Here is a 23,037-nt window from a genome sequence, read left to right on the forward strand (position 1 = left end):
ATATGAAATGATCAGCCGGCGGCCAGGGCGCGCGGGCGCCAGCGGCTGTTGGTGGTCGGAATGGAATCGAGCAGCAGGCGCGTATAGGCGTGCTGCGGGTTGGACATCACCTCGCGCGCCACCCCGAACTCGACCACCTGCCCCTTGTTCATCACGGCGATGAAATCGCTGATGTAATAGGCCGTGGCCAGATCATGGGTGATGTAGAGGAAGCTGCGCCCCTGTTCGTCTCGCAGGCGCTTGAACAGGTTGATGATGATCATGCGCCGTGACGCGTCGATCATGCTGACGGGCTCGTCGGCGACGATCAGCCTAGGCTGCGGAATCAGGGCCCGCGCCACCGAAATGCGCTGCAACTCGCCACCGGAGAACTGACTGGTATATTTGCCGCGCACCTCGCCATAGTTGAGGCCGACGCTATCGAGCGCATGGGCAACGGCGGCTTCGGCCTGGCTCTCGTCCATGCCGGCAACGCGCCGCGCCGTCTCGTGCAGATAGGCATCGACGGGCCGGTAACGACTGAAGGCCTCGAACGGGTTCTGGAAGATGGGCTGCACCAGCCCCAGAAATTCGCGCCTGGTGGGCGTCGCGCCTTTGCCCGCTACAACGCGGTCATAGACGATGGCGTGACCCGAGGTTGGCGTCTCGAGCCGCAGCAGGGTCTTGGCCAGCGTCGTCTTGCCGCTGCCCGATTCACCGACCACCGCGATCACCACCGGCCGGTCGCTCTCGACGGTGATGTTGACGTCCCTGAGCGCATGCACCTGCCTGGCGCGAACGAGTCCACCCTGGCGGTAGACCTTGTTCAGCCCTTCGGTCTTGAGGATGAGCGTCATGCCGCAACTCCGGCACTGTGCTCGCCGCGTGCCACGAAATGACCCGGCTTGACCTCGACCAGATGAGGCTCGACCCGGAAGGCGCGATCACCGCCCGCCCCGGCTGTGCTGGCCAGCACGCCGCGCAGGCTGTCGTCGCCGATGGTCGGCAGGGAGTCGATCAGCATTCTGGTATAGGGGTGCTGGGGGTCGGAGAAAATTCCGTCGGTGTCGCCATATTCGACCACCCTGCCCGCATACATGATGAGCATCTTCTGGGTTACCTGATAGTGGACGCCCATATCGTGTGAGACCACGAGGATGGTGTTTCCCATCTGCTCCTGCAGTTCCATCAGCAAAAGCAGGATCTCCTTCTGGACGACCACGTCCAGCGCCGTGGTCGGTTCGTCGGCAATGATCAGCTCGGGCTGGAAGAAGGTGGCGAGCGCGATCATCACGCGCTGACGCATGCCGCCCGATAGCTGGTGGGGGTAGGAATCCATGGCTTCGGCCGGCAGTCCCAGCTTGCCGATATAGGCTCGCGCCCGCTCCAGCACGCGCTTCTTGTTGCTGTCCGAGCCAGGAAAATCGATGAACTGCTCACGGATGCGGATGACCGGATTGAGCGAGTTCATCGAGCTCTGCGGGATGTAGGAAAGGGACCTGAACCATTCCCGGCGGATCGTCTCTGACGTCACGGGCCGGCCATCGGCGCCCTTGAGGCTATAGTCGATGCGGCCCTGCGACAGATACATGGGCGACTGGATATCGCCGTAGATGGCCTTCATCAGCGTCGACTTGCCAGAGCCGGATTCGCCGGCAATGCCGACGATGCAACGGTCGGGAATGGTGAGCGTCACGCCATCGACTGCGTCGATGACGCGGTTGCCGATGCGATAGCTGATCTTGAGGTCGGACAGCCGGATCATGACACACCGCGCTTGCTGGCAAAGGCGGCGTTGAAGCCGGTGGAGGTGAGGAACAGGCCCAGGAACAGCGTGATCGTCGCGATGATCGGCGCCACCAGCCAGACATATTGCCCGGTGAACAGCGCGTTGTAGTTCAGCGCCCAGAAGATGATCGATCCCAGCGTGGGGACCTCGACCTTGGAGAGACCGATGACCGACAGCGTGGCCTCGGTATTGATCGCGAACAGCACGGTATTGATGAAGCCGACCACCATATAGGCCGATACGTAGGGGAAGATCTCGCGCAGGATCACCTGGACGGTATTGGCCCCCGAAAAGCGCGCCATGTTGATGAACTCGCGCTCGCGCAGCGACAGCGCCATGGCCCGCACCGTGCGCGCATCCCAGGCCCAGCCGAAGATGACGATGATGATGCCGACACTCAGGAAGGAGGTATTGCCGCGGATCAGGGCGCCCAGGATGATCAGGATGGGCAGCAGCGGCACGGTAATGAAGGTATCGACCACCAGCATCACGACCCGCTCGAAGCCGCCGCCGATATAGCCGGCGCTGAGTCCCACGGCCGTGGCGATGATGGTGACGCCGAGGGCCACAAGGACGCCGAGCGTCAGTGAATTGCGCACCGCGAACACCAGGAACCAGAAGATATCCTGTCCCAGCGAATTGGTGCCGAGCAGATGTATTCCGGATGGCGGCAGGTTGCGCATGTAGCTGGCCTGGATCGACGGATCGACCGGCGCGAACATGGGCAGGATGAAGCTGCCCACGCCCATAATCAGCAGGATTGCCAGCCCGATCCCCAGCCGTGGATTGAGCAGCCACAGCAGGTTGCCGCCGGACTTGCCCGGCAGGGGCGCGGCACTCACCACCGGCGGCGCGACGACATTGGTCTCGATGGTCATTTGTGGCGGATCCGCGGATCGAGAAGGGGATAGAGCAGGTCAATCACCAGCCCCGCGGTCGCCACCGCGATGATCGAGATGGTGATGGCACCGTAGAGCACGTTGTAGTCGCCGCCATTGGCCGCCGTGCGCATGATCAGTCCTATGCCGGGATAGGAGAAAATCATCTCGGTAAGCAGCGCGCCGTTGAACACCATGCCCAGCGACAGAGCGAGCGCCGTCACCTGCGGCAGCAGGGCATTGCGGAATACGTAGCGGGTCATCCGCGTCCAGTTCGACGCACCCTTGAGGCGGGCATAGGTGACATAGGCCTCTTCCGTGGTCGCCACCGCGAGCGCCTTCATCGACAGGATGTTCCAGCCGAAGCCGGCCAGCACCAGGGTGATGCCGGGCAGCAGGGAATTGTAGATGACCATGCCGAACTTTTCGGGCGTCATCTGGCCGACCGGGAAGGTCGCCGATAGCGGGAAGATCGGAAAGATATAGGCCAGCAGCAGCAGCATGCTGACCGCCAGGATGTAATAGGGAATGGGGTAGAGCAGGATGCCGACGAATTCGAGGATCGATGCGGCCTTCTTCTTGTGGAAGTAGCCGGCGACCAGCCCCACCATATTGCCCAGCAGCCAGGCAATGACGGTTGCGGTCAGCAGCAGGCCAAGCGTCCAGGGCAGCGCATTGAAGATCATGGCCGAGACGGGCTGCGGGTAATAGGTGAAGGACGGCCCGAAATCGAAGCTGAAGACGATGCGCTTCAGGTAGGACACGTATTGCGTGAACAGGTCGCCCTTGAGCCCATAAAGCGTTTCCAGCGTGCTGCGCAGTTCGGTGATCGCTTCGGCAGTCATCGTGCCATTGGCGCGGCTCTGCAGCTGGCCGATATAGCCATCCACCGGATTGATCGGCATCAGCCGGGGCAGCAGGAACGTGATCGTGAGACCGATGAACAGCACGGCGAAGTAGATGCCGATGCGTTTGGCCACGAAGGCTAGGACACCCATGGATCGGACCTCAAGGAGAAAAAATGGCGAGGCAGCCCGGAGGACCTGGGCCGCCTCGCCGCGGGCTTACTGCTGCCCGGTAGGCTCGATATTCACAACCGTCTGCTTGAAGGAGCTCCACCAGGTGTAGGGCGCCGCGTAGAAGTTGTCCTGCTTGGGGAAGTTGGTCCAATAGGTGCTGTTGGTGGGGATCGTGGTCGGGATGTTCATCAGGTTGATGATCTGCATGTCCTTGACGATCTCCATGGCAATCCCGCGTCCATTCTCGAGGAACTTGGGATCGTCCAGCGGTAGCGAGGCACCTTCCGACACCAAGGCCAGGACTTCTGGATCGGTGATGCGGGCATAGTTGCCGCTCAGCGGATCGGTCGAGTCGGCCGGCTTGATGTTTTCCTCGCGGAACTGGTTCCAGTTGCCCAGCCAATTGGCATTGTAGACGCAGGTGTTGGACCAGTTGATCTGCAGCTCGTTGCGCGCGTTGGTGTTCTGCACCGTGCTGTATTCGCCGTTATCGACCTGGCGAGCATTGACGTTGAACCCCGCCTGCCGCCAGCTATCGGCGATCGAGAAGCCCATGCGCTGCAGCACTTTGTTCCAGTCACCCGGAATGACGAATTCGATCACCCAGGGCGATCCATCCGGCAGCGCATAGAAACCGTCGGCGCCCTTCTCGATACCGACCGATGCCAGGAGCTTTTCGGCTTCTGCCGGATCGTGGTTCCACCAGCCCTGCCCGAACCCTTCATTGACCGCGTCGCCGGTCGGCAGTTGCGCGGGATCGATGCCCTGAGCGGTCAGTGCCTCGACGAGCTTGGTGCTGAAGGCCGGGTCGAACGGCTTGTAGCCGTCGCCCAGCGTCAGCTCCTGCAGGCCGGCAACGAGGGGATCGTAGAAGGCCGGGCCGGTGATCGGTGTGTCGGGCAGCGGCAGCACTCCGGCCTTGAACTGGCCGCTCATGGCGCTGATGCCAACCTGTTGCAGGTTGAGCGACAGGGCCAGCGCCCATCGCACTTCGGGCATGTCGTAGGGTGCCCGCTGCTGGTTGATGTAGACGCCGTAGGAGCAGGCATCGTTCATGTCGTGGAACGGGAAGGTCGGCGAGAAGCTCTCCACTGCCGGATTACGGGCCTTGGCAGCCTGGATGGAATCCGGGCTCATGAAGGTATCGACGTCGTACTGGTTCTGCACGAAAGCCAGGGCGCGCGTCTCTTCGGTACCGAAATCCTTGTAGTAGATGAATTTTGGCTTGGGCTGGCCAAGATTGCCCCAGCTTGAGCGTTCCCAATCTTCGCGCAATTCCCAGAGTTGCCAGAAGCCGTTGGGATCGAATTCCTTGATCTTGTACGGCCCCAGCGTCACCGCCGGCGCGTTCTGGAACGACACGACCTCGTCGCCCAGCGGTTCGAACACATGCTTGGGCACCCAGTTGAAGGGCGTGCCCCAGGTATAGACGCCCAGACGCGTCACCAGGTCATAGGACGGTTTCACCGTCTCGACTTCGAACGTGTAGTCGTCGATCTTCTTGTAGCTCTTCACGAATACCGTGGCGCTGGCGACGTTGGTGAGCTGCTCGCGGTACTTGAAGGCGGTGTCGTAGGAAAAGATGATGTCGTCGACAGTGAACTCGACGCCGTCGCTCCAATAGATGCCGGGACGAATCTTGATGCGGAACTGGGTGTTCTCGTCGTTCAGCACCTCGGGAAAGCCATCAGCCATTTCCGGGTAGGATTCACCGGTCGCCGTGTTCATTTCCCACAGATAGCCCCAGCCCAGCTCGCGGAAACCGCGCCAGATGGCATAGGAATTGAGCGGGTTCTGCGCCGCCGGGTTTGCCACGCGACCATCGAAGGTCTGCACGATGAGTGTTTCGGCACGCGGCGTGCCGACATCGGTCATTGCCCCCTGCGCAAGGGCGGTGGTGGTCAGAAGCGCGCCCAAAAGCGGCGCCATCAGAAATCGGCCAAGCCGTGCCATGTTACGTCCTCCTCGACTGACTGGACCCTCTAAGCCCGCCGTCTCTGTTTGGGTGCTTCCGAGTCCCTCGGCCGGCATACCTGTCCATCAATGCCGCGCCGACGATGGCGACAGGCAGTCGATCCCAGGACAGAGCCTCCCTCGGGCCTTCGCGCATACCCTGACGCGCATCGCAGGTGTTTTTTGACTAGTTTCGTTTCTTTGCGATTTCTAACGAATATGATTGAGTATATGCGATGTCAATGCCCCTGACGGCAGCCAGTGGCGCAATTACCAAAAAAATGAAAGCTGAAACTCAGTTGGCGACGATGACGTCGACGCCGCGCCGTTCGAATTCTGCGCGGTCCTCGTCCCTGATACCGCTATCGGTGATCAGGGTATGGACGATCTCCACCCCGCCCAGCGCTGAGAAGGAAACGCGGCCGATCTTGGTGGAGTCGGCCAAAAGATAGATGTGCGAAGCTGCCTTGACCATGGCCCGCTTGACGTAGATGTCGCCGATTGCCGGATAGGTGAGGCCGGCGTCGAAGGATATTCCAGCGGTCGCCAGAAACAGCTTCTGGGCATATATGCCGACAAAGAACTCGGCCGACTTCTCCCCACTCAGCGACAACGTTGGCGCCTTGAACTGTCCTGCCGGCATATGCACCGTATTGGTGGGCATGGCACCCAGGATCAGCGCGATGTTGAGCGCATTGGTGATGATGTTGAGATCCCGGCGGCTCTTGAGATTTTCGGCGAATTGCGTGGTGGTGGTGCCAGAATCGATGATGATGGTCTCGTTGTCACCCACCAGGGCCGCAGCGGCGATGCCGATGCGCAGCTTCTTGTCCATGTTCTGCCCGTGCTGCAGCGTCATGGACTGGACTTGCTGGGGCACCGAGCGCAGGTAGGCGCCGCCATGTTCCCGGGTGATATAGCCCTCGCTGTCGAGGCGCTCCAGATCCTGCCGGATGGTGGCTTCCGACACGGCGAAAGCGGCCGACAGGTCGCGCACGCGGGCGCTACCCTCTTCCTGCAGCCATTCAAGAATCTTCATCCGCCGCGGCTCAGCCAGCAATTGCGGACGGCCGGCATCGGATGCGGCAATCCGCTCGCGAATGGGCCTGGTCTTGCCAGCCTTCTGCATCATCACCCTCTGTGTGACGGAGCACTTTCAGCCCCAATCCATCCATTCTGTTTGTCACTGGCGGCACCGGATTGCAACGCATTCAACGCGCAACACACCGAGATTGCCGAAGGGGATCGAAAGTAAAACTCAAAAATCGAAACTTTTCCGTATTGCGTGATGGAAGGACGCATTATAGCTTCCGGCTAACAAGAGACGGCGACTGACATCGTCGCGCCTTGAGCCGGCGGCAAAGAATGCCGTTTCACGGACGCTGAAGCCGGCTCACCGCTGTTGCCTGGGAGGCTGCATTGACATTGTCCGCGCCGGATCAAACAACCCTGCCCAATGATCTGGTCGCGCTTGTTCGCGACAAGGCATTGTGGATTCGTCGGCGCAGCTTCCAGATGGTCTATGAGGCACAGCTGGGACATCCCGGCGGCGACTTCAGCTCAGCCGATATCCTCGCTGCGCTCTATTTTGGTGTGCTGCGCTTTGATGCCACCAAGCCCAATGATCCTGCGCGCGACCGTTTCGTCATGAGCAAGGGCCACTGCACGGGCGCCTTCTATTCGGTACTGGCAGCGGCTGGCTATTTTCCCGAGGTCGAGCTCACTACCTACATGCAGCCGCTGAGCCGGCTCAACGGCCACCCCAACCGCAACTATCTCCCCGGCGTCGAAACCAATACCGGACCACTGGGTCACGGCCTGCCGGTTGCCACCGGCATCGCCATTGCCGGCCAGATGGATGACGCCGATTTCCGCACTTTCGTGCTGACCGGCGACGGCGAATTGCAGGAAGGCAGCAATTGGGAGGCGGCGCTCACCGCCGGCCACCGCAAGCTCGAAAACCTGACGCTGATCGTCGACCGCAACCGACTGCAACAGGGTGCGAGGACCGAGGATACGGCTTCACTCGACCCGCTCGACGATAAATGGCGCGCCTTCGGCTGGCATGTGGAAAGCATCGATGGGCATGACCATGGGCAGCTCCTGGAGGTGCTGAATACCAGCCCCAAGGGGCGCGGCAAGCCGCTCTGCATCATCGCCAATACGTTCAAGGGCAAGGGCGTCAGCTTCATGCATGACAATGTCGCCTGGCATCATGGCGTGCCCAACCAGGCGCAGTATGAGCAGGCCATGGCGGAGTTGGTTTGATGAGTGCAGCAGCCCCCGACAGAGCCGGCCTGTTCGATTGCCGCGACAGTTTCGCCGCCACAATAGAGTCGCTGGCCGAACACGACAGCCGTGTCGTCACGGTGGTCAGTGACAGCCTGGGTTCATCCAAGCTCGGCGGCTTCAAGAAGCGCTGGCCCGAACGCATGGTCAATGTCGGCATTGCCGAGCAGACGCTGGTGGCCGTCGGCGCAGGGCTCGCCAATGGCGGCAAGGTGCCGTTTGTCTCGGCCGCCTCATGCTTCATCACCGGCAGGGCCATGGAGCAGGTCAAGGCGGACATCGCCTATTCCAATGTCAACGTGAAGCTGATCGGGCAGTCGAGCGGCGTCGCCTATGGCGAACTGGGGCCGACCCACCACTCCATCGAGGATATGGCCTGGCTGCGGCTGTTCAACAACCTGACGCTGATCGTGCCCGCCGACCCCTGGCAGACCGAGCAGGCGATCCGCGCGGCCGCTGCCATGGACGGCCCGGTCTTCGTGCGCATCAGCCGCATGCCGGTGCCGGCGCTGGAGCGCAATAATGCGCGTTTCGAGATCGGCAAGGCTGAAATTCTGGCCGAGGGTGCCGATGCTGCCATCATCGCCAATGGCACAATGGTGCACCGAGCCGTCGCTGCGGCAAAAATCCTTGCCTCAGAGGGCATATCGGCCCGGGTGGTCAACTTGGCCACGGTCAATCCACTCGATGAAGCGGCCATTCTGGCAGCCGCCGATACAGGTGCGATTGTCACGGTCGAAGAGCATTCCGTCCGTGGCGGCCTTGGCGGCGCGGTGGCCGAAGTCGTCACCGCCAATACGCCTGTACCGATGCGGATCATGGGTTTCCCCGGCTTCGTGCCGACAGGCTCGGCCGAATGGCTGATGGAGCATTTCGGCTTGACCGAAACCGGCATCGCCGACGCGGTGCGGCAGACCATCGCGCGCAAGCGATGAGCACCGATCTCGTCCTCGCCATCGATCAGGGCACCACCAATACCAAGGCCTTGCTGGTGACAGCGGACGGCCGCGTGCTGCGCCAGGCTTCGGTGCCCAATGTCGTCACCTATCCCAGGCCGGGCTGGGCCGAGCAATCAGCCACGGCTTTGGTCGATGGGGTATGCCAGGTGATCGACGAAGTCGTTGCCAAAGCCGGCGGCAGCGACGAGATCGTGGCACTGGCTATTTCCAACCAGCGCGAATCCATCGTGGTCTGGGATGCCATCAGTGGCGAGCCGATCGGCCCCTGCATCATCTGGCAGTGCCGGCGCTCTGCGCCTGCTTGCGATGCCTTGCGGGCTGACGGCCATGCCGGGGCCATCGAACAGAAGACGGGCCTGGCCCTTGACCCGCTCTTCCCTGCCGCCAAGATCGCCTGGCTGCTCGACAATATCCCTGGAGCGCGGAACCGTGCCGAACGCGGTGAGCTGCGCGCCGGAACGGTGGATAGCTGGCTGCTCTGGTCGCTGACATCAGGCGCGGTGCATGCCACCGATCACTCCAACGCCTCGCGCACCCAGCTTTTCGACACTGCAGCGCTGCGCTGGGATGAGGCGCTGGCCGGTCTTTTCAACGTGCCAATGACGCTGTTGCCGGAGGTGCGCTCGTCCGACAGCAATTTTGGTCGGCTCGCCGCTGGTGTTACGGTTCTTCCTGCCGGTATTCCCATTCATGCCATGATCGGCGATTCCCACGCCGCTCTCTTCGGTCACGGTGTCCGCGCACCCGGCGCGGTGAAGGCCACCTACGGCACGGGTACCTCGCTAATGGCCCTTACCCCCGGGCGCGTGCTGTCGGGTCACGGACTATCCAGCACCATTGCCTGGAGCCAGGGCGACAGTGTCGCGCATGCGCTGGAGGGGAATATTTCCGTTTCCGGCCAGAGCGCCGCCTTCATGGCCGAGATGCTCGGCCTCGCCGACCCGGCGGCCCTGTCCTCCCTCGCCCAGACCGTGCCAGACAGCAATGGCGTCGCTTTCGTGCCCGCCCTTGTCGGCCTGGGTGCACCCTATTGGCGCGCAGAGGCTCGCGGCACAATTACCGGACTTTCCCTGGGCACAAGGCAGGCCCATCTGGCGCGCGCCGCCATCGAAGCCATCGCCTTCCAGGTCGCCGACGTATTTTCCGCCATGGAGCAGGATATGGGCCTGTCCATGAGCGAGCTGCGGGCCGATGGTAGCGCCTCGCGGAATGGTTTCCTCATGCAGTTTCAGGCCGACATCATCGACCGCCCGGTCGCCATCGCGGCCGCGCCAGAGGTCAGCGCCCTGGGGGCCGCAGCGCTTGCCTTTGCCGGCCTTGGCGTCGCCATGGCGCCGGTTCCCGCCGTGGGGCGCCACCTGCCAAGCATGGCAGAGGCCGATCGGCTGGCCCACCGCGCCCGCTGGCAAAGCGCCATCACGCAGACTCTGACCACACATGCCCCGAACGGGCGGCCCCATGGAGGACACCAATGAGCAACCAGCGTTACGGCGCCGGCATCTGGCATTTCGCCACCTATCTCGATCGCTACGCGACGGACGGCTATGGCACGCCACGCAATATTATCGAGGCCATCGACCTCGCCGGCCAGGTGCGCGACCTGTCGGTCGTGGATCTCAACTGGCCCTATTTCGGCGGCGAATTCAGCAATGAGCAGGTCAAGGCTGCCCTCGATCGCAACAAGCTCGGCGTCATCGGCATCACGCCGGAAATCTACACGCGCGATTTCGTCAAGGGCGCCTTCACCAATCCCGATGCCGGGCTGCGCCGCAAGGCGCACGAACTGGTCACCGCCGCGTGCGACGTGGTGCGTTTTCACAGGGCCGACTATGTCAAGCTCTGGCCCGGTCAGGACGGCTGGGATTATCCTTTCCAGGTCGACTACAGCACCCAGTGGCAGCGCTCGCTCGACGGCGTCGGGCAGCTGGCCAGCGAGAACCCCGATCTCAAATTCGTCATCGAATACAAGCCACGCGAACCGCGGGTGCGCATGAGCTTTGGTTCGGTTGCCCGCACTATTCTGGGTATCGAGAAGATCGGCCTGCCCAATATCGGCATCCTGCTCGATTTCGGCCATGCCATCATGGGCGGTGAATCGGCGGCCGACAGCGCACAGCTGGCGATCGATTACGGGCGCCTGTTCGGCATGGACGTCAACGACAACTACCGCTCCTGGGACGACGACCTGGTGGCCGGGAGCCTGCATCCCATCGAGCTCTTCGAGTTTTTCTACGTGTTGCGCAAGAACAAATGGGAGGGCGTCTGGCAGCTGGACCAGTTCCCCTTCCGCGAGGACAGTGTTGCCACTGCCAACCACGCCATCGACTTTCTCAAGGCGGCGGCAAAGGGGCTGGATGCCCTCGATGTCGATGCCCTCAAGGAGGCACAGAGCAAGCACGACGCCATCGGCGCCCTCAAGATCGCCCAGAAAGCGCTCTTCGGGGCAATGTAGGGCAGGTTAGTGGCAATCCCGTCCGCGACAGGCTTCCAGTTCGCTAGCGCCCAATGCCGACGTCACAATTGGCGGCGCGGTCGCCCCGACCAGCGCCGCCATCGGCTAGATGGCTTGCGGGGAGCCGAATTCGGCGCCATTGGAAGCCGCAGCTTCATCCAAAGGCGGAATCCTGCCCGTACTGCCGCGCCCGACCACCTTGGGTTCGGTCACCACATGAACGGCCTCGGTGCGGCCGCCGATCCGTTCAAGCAGGAGTTGCGCGGCTCGCCTGCCGATCTCCTGCCCGGACTGATCGATACTGGTGAGGTCGTTCTGGGTGTAGGAACACGGGTCGGAATTGTCGTAGCCGATAATGCCTACATCTTCGGGAACCCGGTATCCCAAGGCCCTGACCGCGCTGAGAATTTCGAGTGCGTAATAGTCCGCCCAACCAAAGAGGGCGTCCGGCGGGTCCTCGCCTTCGAGCAGATGCCGGATGGTGGCAGTGACGTCGTCGAGCATGTCGGCCGAGGCAACCACGCGCGGGACGGAAATGCCGGCCGCAGCGAGCGCTCGGCGATAGCCTTCGACGCGAAGCTGGTCGACGTCCATGCGCACGATGTCCTGGCGTGTAATCGTCACCATTACCGGGTTCTTGTAGCCCTGCTGAAGCAGATGGTCAGCGGCCAGTTGACCGCCGCGCAGGTCGTCATTGTTCACCGTATCGAAGGTGAGGGCATCGGGTTCATGATGCGCAACGATCACGGTTGGCAATGCGCTTGCAACCAGCTTCATCTCCTCGGGCGGCAGGCGCTGTCCGATCATGATGATACCATCCATCTGCCGGTCCAGCATCGCGTTCACGATGGAAACGACCTTGCCCGGCTTCCCGACTATGCCTGTCAGGGTGACATAGGGCGTTTCCGCGAGCACGGCCTCTACCCCTTCCAGAATGGTCGGGAAGAACGGGTTGCGCACATCGGGCATGACAATGCCGATCGTGTAGGTCTGTCCGCGCATTCCCCGGGCCGACGCGCTCGGGCGATATTGCAGCTGGTCTATGGACGCCAGAACCCGGGAGCGGGCCTTGGCGCTGACGCCATAGGCGTTGCGCAACACCTTGGAGACGGTGGGAACCGACACGCCGGCATGTTCCGCAACGGTCTTGATCGTAACTCTCACGTCCTTCTTGGGCGCAGATTGAGTGGTCTTCATTAGCGGCTCCGAGCTGAACACCGATCTAGGACCGTTACCCGCCGCGATCAAGCGCGGCGAAAGGGGGTTGATTTGGATAACGATATCTGGATAACGTTATCCAAAATCGACCGGGAGGGGAATGACGGATGTTTTCGAAGCCGCTAGATCGTCAGCACGGACAGATCGACACCGGTTCCTGGGCTGCGAGGATGATCCATCCCCTGGCGGACAAAGGCGTCGGCACGCCCGCCAGCTTCGTTGCCAAGAGGTTCACGCTCGATAGCGTGGCCGGGCAGGAAACCCTGCTGATCAGCGCCCTTGGCCTCTATCGCGCCTTCATCAATGGCCATCGGGTCGGCAATGATCTGCTTACCCCAGGCTGGACGGTCTATGACAAGCGCCTAAGCTTCCAGACCTACGCGGTCGCAGAGCTCCTGCGCGCCGGCGAGAACCACATCGAGATCTGGCTGGCCGATGGCTGGTTGCGTTCGCAGATGATGTGGGGTCGCTCCCCGATCTTCAACACCTGGGGCGACAAGATCGCCGCCTTCGCGGAATTACGGACGGCGCCGAATGCCGGCAGTGTGCTGCTGGCCACCGACGACAGCTGGGGCAGTGGCGAACTGCCGATCCGCAAGTCGGGCATCTATTTCGGCGAAGTGTTCGATGCCCGCATCGTGCCGAAGGTCACTGCCGGCACGGAAGCCATGGCCTTTGATACCGCCACGCTGGTGCCGCACGAGACCACGCCGGTCCGTGAGCTGGCCCCGATTGCCGTCGTCAGTCAGCGGACTGATGACAGCGGCCGCACCACCTATGACTTTGGCCAGAATGTTGGCGGCAATGTCGCGCTGACCGTCAGCGGGGCCGCGGGCGCACGCATTACGGTGGAGCACGGTGAAGTCCTCGACAAGGACGGCCAGTTCTACAACGGCAACTATCGCACCGCCGCCGCCCGCATCGAGTATGTCCTGGCCGGCACCGGCAAGGAACACTATCGCCCCTATTTCACCTTCCAGGGATATCGCTATGTCCGCGTGACCATTGAAGGCAATGCCACGCTCGAGAGCATCGTTTCGGTGCCGATCAGCTCCGTGACCGAGGTCAAGGCGGACTTCACCAGCGGCAATCCACTGGTGGACAGGTTGTTCCTCAACACGCTCTGGTCGCAGCGGGCGAACTTCATCGAAGTGCCGACGGACTGTCCGCAGCGCGACGAGCGTCTGGGCTGGACCGGCGACGCGCAGGTCTTTGCCGGAACGGCATGCTATCTCGCCGATGCCCAGGCCTTCTTTCGCAAGTGGATACGCGACCTCGTAGCCGACCAGAGGGAAGACGGCGCCGTTCCCCATGTCTGCCCCGACCCGACGCGGCTCAACCCGGAGAACTATCCCGGTTTCTTCGGCTCGACCGGCTGGGGCGATGCGATCTACGAAATCCCCTGGCAGATGTATCTGCATTACGGCGATACCGACATCCTGCGCGAAGTGCTGCCGGCAATGGTCAAGTGGGTCGACTTCGTCTGGTCGATCAGCGATGGCCCGGTCGTATCGCCGCCACGGGCCTGGGGCGCCAGAGGCTTCAGCTTTGGCGACTGGCTACAGCCCAGCGGTCCGAGCGCCAAGCCACTTCCAACCATCGGCGATGATGCGGCTGCAACCATCTATCTGTTCATCGCCGCAACCAAAGTGGCGGGGATAGCCCGCATCGTTGGCGACAGCGCCTTGGCCGAAAGGCTGGAAGGAATGGCGCGGCTGGTCAAGGCCGCCTTTGCCGGTGAGTTCATCACGCCGTCAGGACGCCTGGCCTATGACGACCAGACCTCCTACGCCCTTGCCTTCCTGCATGACCTCATCCCCGAGGACAAACGGGAATCGGCGAGGAAGTATTTCAAGAACACCATCGCCCGCTCCGATGGCCGCATCGGCACCGGGTTCATCGGAACGCCAGCATTGCTGCCGGCCCTGGTCAAGATCGGAGAGCCTGGTCTTGCTGCCGACGTCTTCCTTCAGGAGGACGTGCCGGGCTGGCTGTACCAGGTGAAGATGGGCGCTACGACCATCTGGGAGCGCTGGGATGCCATCCAGCCGGACGGCACGATCTACAATCCGCAGATGAATTCCTACAACCACTATGCCTATGGCGCGGTGTGCCAGTGGCTGCTCGAAGCGGTGGCGGGATTCCGGCCGGATGCAGCGGATCCGGGCTTTGCCACCATCGTGTTCGAGCCGACGATTATCGGCGACCTGTCGCCGGTCAAGGCCAGCCACGACAGCCCGCGTGGCCCGATCCGGGCGGAATGGACAGCGACGGGCGAAACCGTGCGCTACGCGGTCGAGGTGCCTGCCGGTTCGCGCGGCGTGCTGCGGCTGCGCGACGATTACTCAGACGTTCTGGTGGATGGCGCAAGCTGGAACGGGCGGGGCGACTTTGCGCTCACGCCGGGCAGCCACGTCATCACCTTCACCTACACCCCGGTGCCGCGCGCGATGCGGAACCACAACGCCATCAATGCCCGAACGCCCTGAGCAACAGGCGGCGGCAGTGAAAACAGTCCGCATGGTGCGGGCAAAATGGGAGAGAGACCAATGACCAAGACGACCCGCAGGACCATGCTGACCGGCTTCTCGGCCGGCTTGCTGGCCATGACTGCCCTATCAGGCACTGCCTTTGCGCAGAGCATCAACCTCACTTACCTCGTTCCCAGTGGTGCCGACGGCGTCGCCATTGCAGAGGAACTGGTGAAAACCTTCGAGGCCGCCAACCCCGACATCAACATCGATATCGAGACGCGTCCTGGCGGGTCGGAGGGCGACAACCTGATCAAGACGCGCCTGGCTACTGGTACGATGGCCGACATCTTCCGCTACAATTCCGGCTCGCTGTTCCAGGCCATCAACCCCGCGCAGTTCCTTGTCGACATGACCAACGAACCTTGGCAGGCCGATGTGCAGGCCTCGTTCAAGCAGGTGGTGACGGCCCCCGATGGTACAGTGCGCGGTGCCCCGATGGGCGCGGCAATGGGCGGTGGCATCTACTACAACAAGGCCATTTATGAAGAACTGGGCCTCGCCGTGCCCACGACCTGGGCCGAGTTCATGGCCAATAACGAGAAGATCAAGGCTGCCGGCAAGGTCGCGGTCATCCAGACCTATGGCGATACCTGGACCAGCCAGCTCTTCGTGCTCGCCGACTACTACAACGTCTCTGCCAAGGATGGCTCCTTTGCCGGCCGCTACACCGCGGGCGAGGCCAAGTTCGGGACCGATGCAGCGGCACTGCGCGGCTTCGAAAAGCTGCAGGAGACTTTTGAAGCAGGCTTCTTCAATGAGGATTTCGGCGCCGCCAAGTATGACGACGGCATTCGCATGGTTGCGACCGGCGAGGGTGCGCATTATCCGATGCTGACCTTTGCAACGACCGCCATCGCCTCGACCTACCCGGAAAATATCAATGATGTCGGCTTCTTCGCCCAGCCTGGCGACGAGGCAGAGCTCAACGGCCTGACTGTGTGGATGCCGGATGGCCTCTATGTCCCGCAGACGACACCGAATCTCGAGGCGGCCATGAAGTTTGTGGCCTTCGCCGCCAGCGTTGAAGGCTGTGAGGCCCAGACCCGCGCAGGTGGCGCTTCGGGTCCCTACCTGATCAATGGCTGCAGCCTGCCCGAAGACGTGCCGCCCGCCGTGAGCGACATGCTGCCCTACTTTGCCGAAGGCGGGCAGAACGGTCCGGCGCTCGAATTCCTGTCGCCCATCAAGGGGCCCGCGCTCGAGCAGATCACCGTTGAAGTCGGCTCGGGCATCCGCACCGCCGCCGACGGCGCCGCGCTCTACGACGAGGACGTGCGCAAGCAAGCGCAGCAGCTCGGCCTCCCCGGCTGGTAAACCCCGAGTGGAACCACTCCCTGGCGGTCAATTGACGGCGTCTTCTGCGCTTCCGGTGCTCACGTATTCAAGTACGCTACGCTCCGGCTCTCGAGATCGCCGCCAATTGCCACACCGGGGAGCGGTTCCAAGGCGGGGTCATGCGCCCTTGCACATGAGGCGGTTCCGGGTGTCTGGTCTCATCCGGGGCCGCCGACCTTGAGGAGGAGTTGATGGCCGATATGACGCAGAGCGGGTTGGCTGTGACCCCCGCCAGGATTGCCGCACCGCGGCGACGCTCGCCCTATCCGGGCTGGTTCTTTCTACCCGCAGCCATCATCTATGGTGTGTTGTTCCTGCTACCCACCGTGGCGTCGCTGTATTTCAGCCTGACGCGCTGGACATTGTTCAACTCCACCTTCATCGGCCTGGACAATTTCGCTCAGTTTCTGCGCGAGCCGTTCCTGATCAAGGGGCTCATCAATACCGTGATCTATGCCGTGATCACATCGAGCATGAAGGTTGTGCTTGGTCTCTTGCTGGCGGTGCTCCTGACCAGCCAGATCGCGGCGCGCGGCTATTTGCGCTCGGTGGTGTTCTTTCCGGTCCTGGTCTCGACGGTGGGCGTGGGCATCACCTTCACGGTGCTGATGCATCCCACCAATGGCATGATCAACGAGGGCCTGGCGCTGTTGGGCATCAAGGGTCCCGGCTGGCTGGTGAACCCCAATCTGGCGCTCTATTCGGTGGCGCTGGTGGATGTGTGGAAGGGCGTCGGCCTGGCCACCGTCATCTACATTGCGGGCATTGTCGCCATCCCTAGGGATTACTACGAAGCCGCGCGTATCGACGGCGCGACCAAGCTGCAGAACTTCTTCTACATCACGCTGCCGCTCTGCCGGCCAGCGACCTCGACGGTGATTATCCTGAGCTTTATCGGCGGCCTTCGCACCTTTGACCTGATCTGGGCCATGACGCGCGGCGGTCCGGGTTTTGCTTCCGATACGGTCGCCTCGGTGATCTACAAGCAGTACCAGTCAGGCTTCTATGGCCTGTCGACAGCGGGCAATGTGGTGCTGTTCGTGCTGATTGCCGTGTTGGTGGTGCCGCTGACCATGATGCTCAACCGCAAGGAGGGGCATGAATGAGCTTTATCCGCAAATACTGGCTCAGCGCCGTCGCCATACTGGTATCGGTCGTGGTGTTCCTGGTGCCCTTCGCCTTCATTGTCCTGACCGCGTTCAAGGACCCGAAGCAGGCCTCGCTGCTCGATTTTTCGTGGCCTCAGGGCAATTATCTATGGGGCAACATCGTCGAGGTGGTGACCACCCGCAACTGGATGCTGGTGACCGCCTTCGTCAATTCCAGCATCCTGACGGTGGCCAGCGTCGCCCTGCTGGTGATCTTCGGCGCCATGGTCGGCTTCGTGCTGCAGCGGCGCAAGACGCGGCTCAACGGGCTGATCGAATTTCTGATCCTCGCCGGTCTGATGATCCCGCCCGCCGTTGTGCCGACGATCTGGCTGCTGCAGGGCATTCAATTGTTCGGGCGGCTGCATGGGCTGATCCTGATCGAGGTGGCCTATGGGCTCCCCTTCACAATCCTGCTCTACCGCGCCTTCATCTCCACCATTCCGCGCGAGCTGGACGAGGCGGCGATCATCGATGGGGCGCGGCCGTTCGATGTGTTCTTCAAGGTGATCCTGCCGCTGCTCTGGCCGGTGACCGTCACCAATATCGTGGTGCAGTCGGTAGCCATCTTCAACGACTTCACCAACCCGCTCTACTACCTGCCGGGCAATGCCAATGCGACGGTGCAGCTGACGCTCTACAATTTCCAGAGCCAGTTCAACACGTCCTACAATCTGCTCTTCACCAATATCGTGCTCATCACCATTCCGCCGCTGATCGTGTTCCTGTTCTTCAACCGGCAGATCGTGGCAGGCATGACCGCGGGCGCCGTCAAGGGATAACGACATGGCCGGACTGGAACTGAAATCGCTCTACAAGAGCTATGGCGAAGTCGAAGTCATCAAGGGCGTCGACCTGAGTGTCGACCATGGCGAGTTCGTGGTGTTCGTCGGGCCTTCTGGCTGCGGCAAATCCACCCTGCTGCGCATGATCGCGGGGCTCGAGGAGATTACCGGAGGCGAGTTGTGGATCGGGGACACGCTGTGCAATGCGGTCGAGCCACGCGACCGCGGCATTGCCATGGTGTTCCAGAGCTATGCGCTTTATCCGCATATGACGGTTTACGAGAATATGGGTTTTGGCCTCAAGCTGGCCAAGACGCCCAAGGACGTGCGCGACGCCAAGATCCGCGAAGCGGCACGCATCCTGCAGATGGAGAACCTGCTCGAGCGCAAGCCGGGGCAGTTGTCCGGCGGCCAGCGCCAGCGCGTCGCCATCGGCCGCGCCATCGTGCGCAAGCCGGAAGTTTTCCTGTTCGATGAACCGTTGTCCAACCTCGACGCAGCCTTGCGCGTCGACATGCGCATGGAACTGTCCAAGCTGCACGACGAACTCGGTTCAACCATGATCTATGTCACCCATGATCAGGTCGAGGCCATGACTTTGGCGGACAAGATCGTGGTGCTCAATGGCGGCGTGGTGCAACAGGTGGGGTCGCCGATCGAACTCTATCAGCGCCCTGCCAATCTCTTTGTCGCCGGTTTCATCGGCTCGCCAAAAATGAACTTTGCCCCGGTCAACGTGGACAGGGTCGAAGGCACTTCTGTGACCATCAGCGGCAAGGACATTGCCGCCATGACACTCGAAATCCCCTTGAATGCGGTCCAGGCCGGGGATGTCTTGACAATCGGTGTCCGACCGCACGATCTGGTCCCCTCGCCGAGCGGTGCCATTGTCGGGCGCATTGGTCTTATCGAGCGGCTTGGCAACGAGACCAATGTCAATATCGAGCTTCCATCAGGCGCATCCTGGCTGGCGGTTCTCGACGGCGACCAGGCCCTTCAGCGTGGTGCGTCTCTGATCATGAACCTGGACCGCGCCAAGATCGCCGTTTTCGACGCCGGCGGCCAAGCCGTAACGGCCGAGAAACCTCTGGCCTAGGGCGTTGCAGCCTCAGGATTGGTCCCGGCCAGTGCTTCGGGGGCGTCCAAGGGCCGAACCGATCGACCCGGCAACCAGCAATAGAACGCTGCGCCTGCGGCGCCACGGGCCGTACCGCCCACAACTGCGCCAGCATTAGCGTCCTGCGCGCAAGCCCGCCTTTAACCGGCTGTTAGGGTTAATGATTTATTGAAGGGCATATCGTGCCGCCTGGCTCGAGGAGTTGCTCGTGACGTCGCTGAACCGCCTTTACACACCGCTGCGCAACCTGCTGCTTGCCGGTGTGGCAGTCGTGGCGATCAGCGCCTGCGCATCCAACCGCGGCAACATGCCTTCGCCCGACTATTCCGGCATGCCGGCCAGCCAGAGCCAGCAAAGCCTCGCAGAGCTCACTGCCCGCTACAAGGCCAACCCCAAGGACAAGGGCCTAGCCATCCATTATGCAGCCGCATTGCGCGCCGTGGGGCAAAGCCAGCAGGCGGTTTCGGTGCTCGAAATCAGCATGGGCCAGTATCCTGGCGATGCCGATATCGCGGTCGCCTATGCCAAGGCCCTGACGGCGGAGGGCCGGTTCGAGCAATCACTACAGGTGCTCGACAATGTGATCCGCCCCGAAGCGCCGGACTGGAATGCCCTGCTGGTCAAAGGCGCGACGCTGGACCAGTTGGGCCGCAACCAGGAAGCCCGCACCCTCTATACGCAGGCTCTGGTCTTTGCCCCGGGTGAAGCCTCGATCGAGGCCAATATGGGCCTCAGCTATGCGATGACCAGCGAGTTGCCGGCGGCCGAGCAGCATCTGCGCCGGGCCGTGCAGATGCGCGGCGCCACCAGCCGCATCCGGCAGAACCTGGCACTGATCGTGGGCCTGCAGGGCCGGTTCGAAGAATGCCGGGCCATCTATGCGGCAGAACTGCCGCCCGAGCAGGTCGAGAGCAACATGGCCTATGTGCGCGCGCTGCTCACCCAGCAGAACCGCTGGGACCTGATCCAGGGCTGAGGGTCGCGCTTCGTTTCGGGACGGTCAGTGAATGGCTGGTTCCGACCCCATCTCGGTCATTCCAGCCCTAAGCTCGAAATCCTAAAAGCTGCCATTTTTTCGCTACTGGGCAACAGCAGCAACGCGCCCCATATCTGCCGTTCGGGCAGGCATTTCGATTTCCCGAAAGCGGTCGGTCTGGTTAGCGTCTCGCCCGCGTCAAAATGGGGTGGAATGCGGTCTGGCGGCTTTTAGACGCCACTATCGTAAAAGCTGCCGTCGACAGTCTTGATTGAGATGGGAGAGGTCCGTGCGAGTTGAACTAACCAAGGGGAACTCTGCGTCTGAAAAGGACATCGCCTTCCTTGCACAGAAGCTTGGAACGCAGCTGCCGCCTGACCTTTTGGCATTTCTGCATCTATACGACGGTGCGGAACCAGAGCCGAATATTTTCAAGGTCGGGACAACCAACGAAGCGGGTGTGAATGGCTTCATACCGGTACGGGATATTGCCAGAGAGGCGCAAAATATCGAGAATCTCGGCGCTGGGTCTTTCCCAATCGCTTGGGCAGAAGGCGGAAACTACATCATCATCGATCGAGCATCGGGTGGTGCCGTGTTTTTCTGGGACCATGAGCTGCCCGGCAGCCCTACCAAACTGGCGGACAGTTTCCTGTCGTTCCTTGACCTTCTAGAGCCGTTCGATGCCACGACTATTCAGTTGAAGCCCGGTCAAGTGATTACAACATGGATTGACCCAGACTTCCTGAAGACCCTCAAGAAGTGAATCCCCAGCATCGCTAATTTCCGGCCGTCCAGACCGTGTCTGCTAGCAGGGTCGCCGGACGGACGTCCTGATGACCGAGATGGGGTCGGTTGCCGACCGGAGAGACTAGATCCTCTGCCCGCCGGATTGCGTTCGGCGAGGCGTGGAGTTTTTCTCAGAACTGACATCTTGCTCATATCCCCGATATGCAGCCGCCAATAGTCTTTATCGACAAAGACGTTCCCGCACCTGCAGCCCAGATTGCGCTTCGGCACGGAAGGAACGAAATCTCCGCACTCGTCACAACGATAAAATATGTCGTGGTCTTTTGGAATATCGCCGGTAGAGGCGTAGTTTGTACCGACTAATTGATGGGTGTGCTCGATCGCTTCAAGGTGGATATCTACCATCTGCGGATCCACCTACCCGATTGTGGCCTGCCAAGTGTATGCTGAGGACTATGAGCCAACAATGTCCGATTTGTCACACGCTTGTCGCTGACAATCCTCGGTACCCCAAGTATCTTTGCCGCAACTGCGCCGCGAGGGCCGCTGACATAGACGGTCGGCCGCTTGTCCCTCGGGATGTCGGCCCCCAGGGCCTTTACAGCGCGAGCTACGCGGAAACCCGCGCACCTTACGACAGCAATGAGGTGTACGTGGATGGCGTGCCTTGCTGGGCCAGAGAAGCGCATTTCGGTGGCATCGTGATTCAGACTCGATGAAGTCGTGGCGCGGATCGCGGTGTGTTTTCCATATGCGCTGCTGGAGCACGGACTGCTTATTCAACGTCCCTATTCGGCAGGCTCGGGTTAAGCCGCCCGCCCTGCGGGAGGGCGCCTTAGGGTTGCGATATGGTGGTGACGTTTAACGTTTCTTTTCACGAACATTTGCCAGATGACCAAATCTCGAACCTCAAAGCGATACTGCTAAGCGCCGGTATCGCAAGGGATGGAACCGACGATTTCGTCTTTGACGTCCAGGGCCCGTCCCGTGTCTCGGGAACAGCAATAAAATTGAACAACTGGGTGGAATGCGGCTTTGTGTCGTCATGGACATCTACACCGCAGCTATCTTCCGATACGCCCGGACTCGATCAATTCGCATCAGCACCCTTTCTGAATGACTGACCAACAAATGCTAACTGAGATCAGTGGATCCACGCTGGCCAAAGCGTTCTCGTCCAAGCACGGTCCTGCCGCACTAATAGCGGGGGACGCCGTGGCTCGTCAGCTGGCACCGCGGCAGCTCGGGAAGCAGTTCGTTGTGCAAGCCGAGGGACAAAGTGTACTGATCCCGCAAAGACTGAACTTTGCCTCAGATGACCTGCAGCTTACCGAGAGCGACGACGCCTGGCAGCTTGCTCGTGCACTTCAAACCCGCAGCAACGACGGTTTCCAACGTCAACGGGCCGCGCGGGATCTGCTAGCTGACTTGCAGCCGTGGGCAGCACCCTTCGTTGTGTCGCTTATTGGGGAGTACATCGTCGAAATATTGGATGACGTTGCTACTGCGCTTACGCCCGAATCGACCCACACACTCGGCACTTTCATCAGCCATAACAAGGCCTACTGGAATACTACCAAGCGCCGGGTGATGAGCTATTGGAACGAATATTATCGCTATCAAAGCGCTCAAATGGGTGGTGCTAACCGTCGAAACCAATATGTCGGGTTCAAATTGATTGCCGAACTCGAAACGGCAGCTTTTAAGAGGACGCAATCTCCAACTTGGTGACCGCTAAGGGTCGAAAGCTGCCGAACTGCAATGCGCCCCATTCCGGCCGTTCAAGCTCCGCGGGCCAATGCCTGAAAGCGGACGGTCGGCTTTGTCGAGTGCGACGTCCGCAAGGGGTGGGAAAC

The 23,037-nt window shown here is 61.5% G+C and carries 19 protein-coding genes; 12 read left to right on the forward strand and 7 right to left on the reverse strand.

The window, feature by feature from the left end:
* Positions 1 to 11 precede the first annotated feature (11 nt).
* The 6 genes from IH615_RS19830 to IH615_RS19855 form a co-directional block, all read right to left on the reverse strand.
* Positions 12 to 836: an ABC transporter ATP-binding protein gene (locus tag IH615_RS19830; protein WP_291364659.1), complete on the reverse strand. Its 825-nt coding sequence runs from the start codon at positions 834 to 836 to the stop codon at positions 12 to 14.
* Positions 833 to 1,744, reverse strand: a complete 912-nt coding sequence (locus IH615_RS19835) for an ABC transporter ATP-binding protein (protein WP_291364661.1) — start codon at positions 1,742 to 1,744, stop codon at positions 833 to 835. The genes IH615_RS19830 and IH615_RS19835 overlap by 4 nt, the downstream gene beginning before the upstream one ends.
* Complete coding sequence (locus tag IH615_RS19840) at positions 1,741 to 2,646, reverse strand: ABC transporter permease (protein ID WP_291364663.1); 906 nt, start codon at positions 2,644 to 2,646, stop codon at positions 1,741 to 1,743. The genes IH615_RS19835 and IH615_RS19840 overlap by 4 nt, the downstream gene beginning before the upstream one ends.
* Positions 2,643 to 3,644 (reverse strand): ABC transporter permease, encoded by a 1,002-nt coding sequence (locus IH615_RS19845; RefSeq protein WP_291364665.1) that lies wholly within the window; start codon positions 3,642 to 3,644, stop codon positions 2,643 to 2,645. Before IH615_RS19845 ends, IH615_RS19840 begins: the two co-directional genes overlap by 4 nt.
* Before the next feature lie 66 nt (positions 3,645 to 3,710).
* Positions 3,711 to 5,618 carry an ABC transporter substrate-binding protein gene (locus IH615_RS19850; protein WP_291364667.1) on the reverse strand — a complete coding sequence of 636 codons (1,908 nt, stop codon included), beginning with the start codon at positions 5,616 to 5,618 and terminating at the stop codon, positions 3,711 to 3,713.
* A 295-nt stretch (positions 5,619 to 5,913) separates the two neighbouring features.
* Positions 5,914 to 6,750 carry a DeoR/GlpR family DNA-binding transcription regulator gene (locus IH615_RS19855; RefSeq protein ID WP_291364669.1) on the reverse strand — a complete coding sequence of 279 codons (837 nt, stop codon included), beginning with the start codon at positions 6,748 to 6,750 and terminating at the stop codon, positions 5,914 to 5,916.
* Positions 6,751 to 7,067: 317 nt separating this feature from the next.
* On the opposite strand from IH615_RS19855, the gene IH615_RS19860 reads away from it, so the two are divergent.
* The 4 genes from IH615_RS19860 to IH615_RS19875 are packed head-to-tail and all read left to right on the forward strand — an operon-like array spanning position 7,068 to position 11,318.
* Entirely contained in the window at positions 7,068 to 7,886 is an 819-nt protein-coding gene (locus tag IH615_RS19860; RefSeq protein WP_291364789.1) for a transketolase, read from the forward strand.
* Positions 7,886 to 8,842, forward strand: a complete 957-nt coding sequence (locus IH615_RS19865) for a transketolase C-terminal domain-containing protein (protein ID WP_291364671.1) — start codon at positions 7,886 to 7,888, stop codon at positions 8,840 to 8,842. Before IH615_RS19860 ends, IH615_RS19865 begins: the two co-directional genes overlap by 1 nt.
* Positions 8,839 to 10,341 carry an FGGY family carbohydrate kinase gene (locus tag IH615_RS19870; RefSeq protein WP_291364673.1) on the forward strand — a complete coding sequence of 501 codons (1,503 nt, stop codon included), beginning with the start codon at positions 8,839 to 8,841 and terminating at the stop codon, positions 10,339 to 10,341. Before IH615_RS19865 ends, IH615_RS19870 begins: the two co-directional genes overlap by 4 nt.
* Positions 10,338 to 11,318, forward strand: coding sequence for a TIM barrel protein (locus IH615_RS19875; protein WP_291364675.1), 981 nt, complete (start codon positions 10,338 to 10,340; stop codon positions 11,316 to 11,318). Before IH615_RS19870 ends, IH615_RS19875 begins: the two co-directional genes overlap by 4 nt.
* 105 nt (positions 11,319 to 11,423) lie before the next feature.
* Here the strand turns inward: IH615_RS19875 and IH615_RS19880 are convergent, their stop codons facing one another.
* A complete protein-coding gene (locus IH615_RS19880; RefSeq protein ID WP_291364677.1) occupies positions 11,424 to 12,515 on the reverse strand; it encodes a LacI family DNA-binding transcriptional regulator in 1,092 nt (363 codons plus the stop codon).
* 191 nt (positions 12,516 to 12,706) lie between these two features.
* On the opposite strand from IH615_RS19880, the gene IH615_RS19885 reads away from it, so the two are divergent.
* From IH615_RS19885 to IH615_RS19920, 8 genes are all read left to right on the forward strand, one after another.
* Positions 12,707 to 15,025 carry an alpha-L-rhamnosidase gene (locus IH615_RS19885; RefSeq protein WP_291364679.1) on the forward strand — a complete coding sequence of 773 codons (2,319 nt, stop codon included), beginning with the start codon at positions 12,707 to 12,709 and terminating at the stop codon, positions 15,023 to 15,025.
* Positions 15,026 to 15,085: 60 nt separating this feature from the next.
* Positions 15,086 to 16,384, forward strand: a complete 1,299-nt coding sequence (locus IH615_RS19890; protein WP_291364681.1) for an extracellular solute-binding protein — start codon at positions 15,086 to 15,088, stop codon at positions 16,382 to 16,384.
* Positions 16,385 to 16,605: 221 nt separating this feature from the next.
* On the forward strand, positions 16,606 to 17,511 hold the full coding sequence (locus tag IH615_RS19895; protein ID WP_291364791.1) for a sugar ABC transporter permease: 906 nt from the start codon (positions 16,606 to 16,608) through the stop codon (positions 17,509 to 17,511).
* Entirely contained in the window at positions 17,508 to 18,335 is an 828-nt protein-coding gene (locus IH615_RS19900; protein WP_291364683.1) for a carbohydrate ABC transporter permease, read from the forward strand. Before IH615_RS19895 ends, IH615_RS19900 begins: the two co-directional genes overlap by 4 nt.
* Before the next feature lie 4 nt (positions 18,336 to 18,339).
* The gene (gene ugpC / locus IH615_RS19905; protein ID WP_291364685.1) at positions 18,340 to 19,434 is read left to right on the forward strand and encodes a sn-glycerol-3-phosphate ABC transporter ATP-binding protein UgpC; all 1,095 of its coding nucleotides are present in this window, start codon (positions 18,340 to 18,342) and stop codon (positions 19,432 to 19,434) included.
* A gap of 229 nt (positions 19,435 to 19,663) precedes the next feature.
* Positions 19,664 to 20,431 carry a tetratricopeptide repeat protein gene (locus IH615_RS19910; RefSeq protein ID WP_291364687.1) on the forward strand — a complete coding sequence of 256 codons (768 nt, stop codon included), beginning with the start codon at positions 19,664 to 19,666 and terminating at the stop codon, positions 20,429 to 20,431.
* 289 nt (positions 20,432 to 20,720) lie between these two features.
* Positions 20,721 to 21,197 carry an SMI1/KNR4 family protein gene (locus IH615_RS19915; RefSeq protein WP_291364689.1) on the forward strand — a complete coding sequence of 159 codons (477 nt, stop codon included), beginning with the start codon at positions 20,721 to 20,723 and terminating at the stop codon, positions 21,195 to 21,197.
* A gap of 1,100 nt (positions 21,198 to 22,297) precedes the next feature.
* Positions 22,298 to 22,912, forward strand: a complete 615-nt coding sequence (locus IH615_RS19920; protein WP_291364691.1) for a hypothetical protein — start codon at positions 22,298 to 22,300, stop codon at positions 22,910 to 22,912.
* Positions 22,913 to 23,037: the final 125 nt, after the last annotated feature.

The organism is Devosia sp. (assembly GCF_014860165.1).
Taxonomy (GTDB): domain Bacteria; phylum Pseudomonadota; class Alphaproteobacteria; order Rhizobiales; family Devosiaceae; genus Devosia.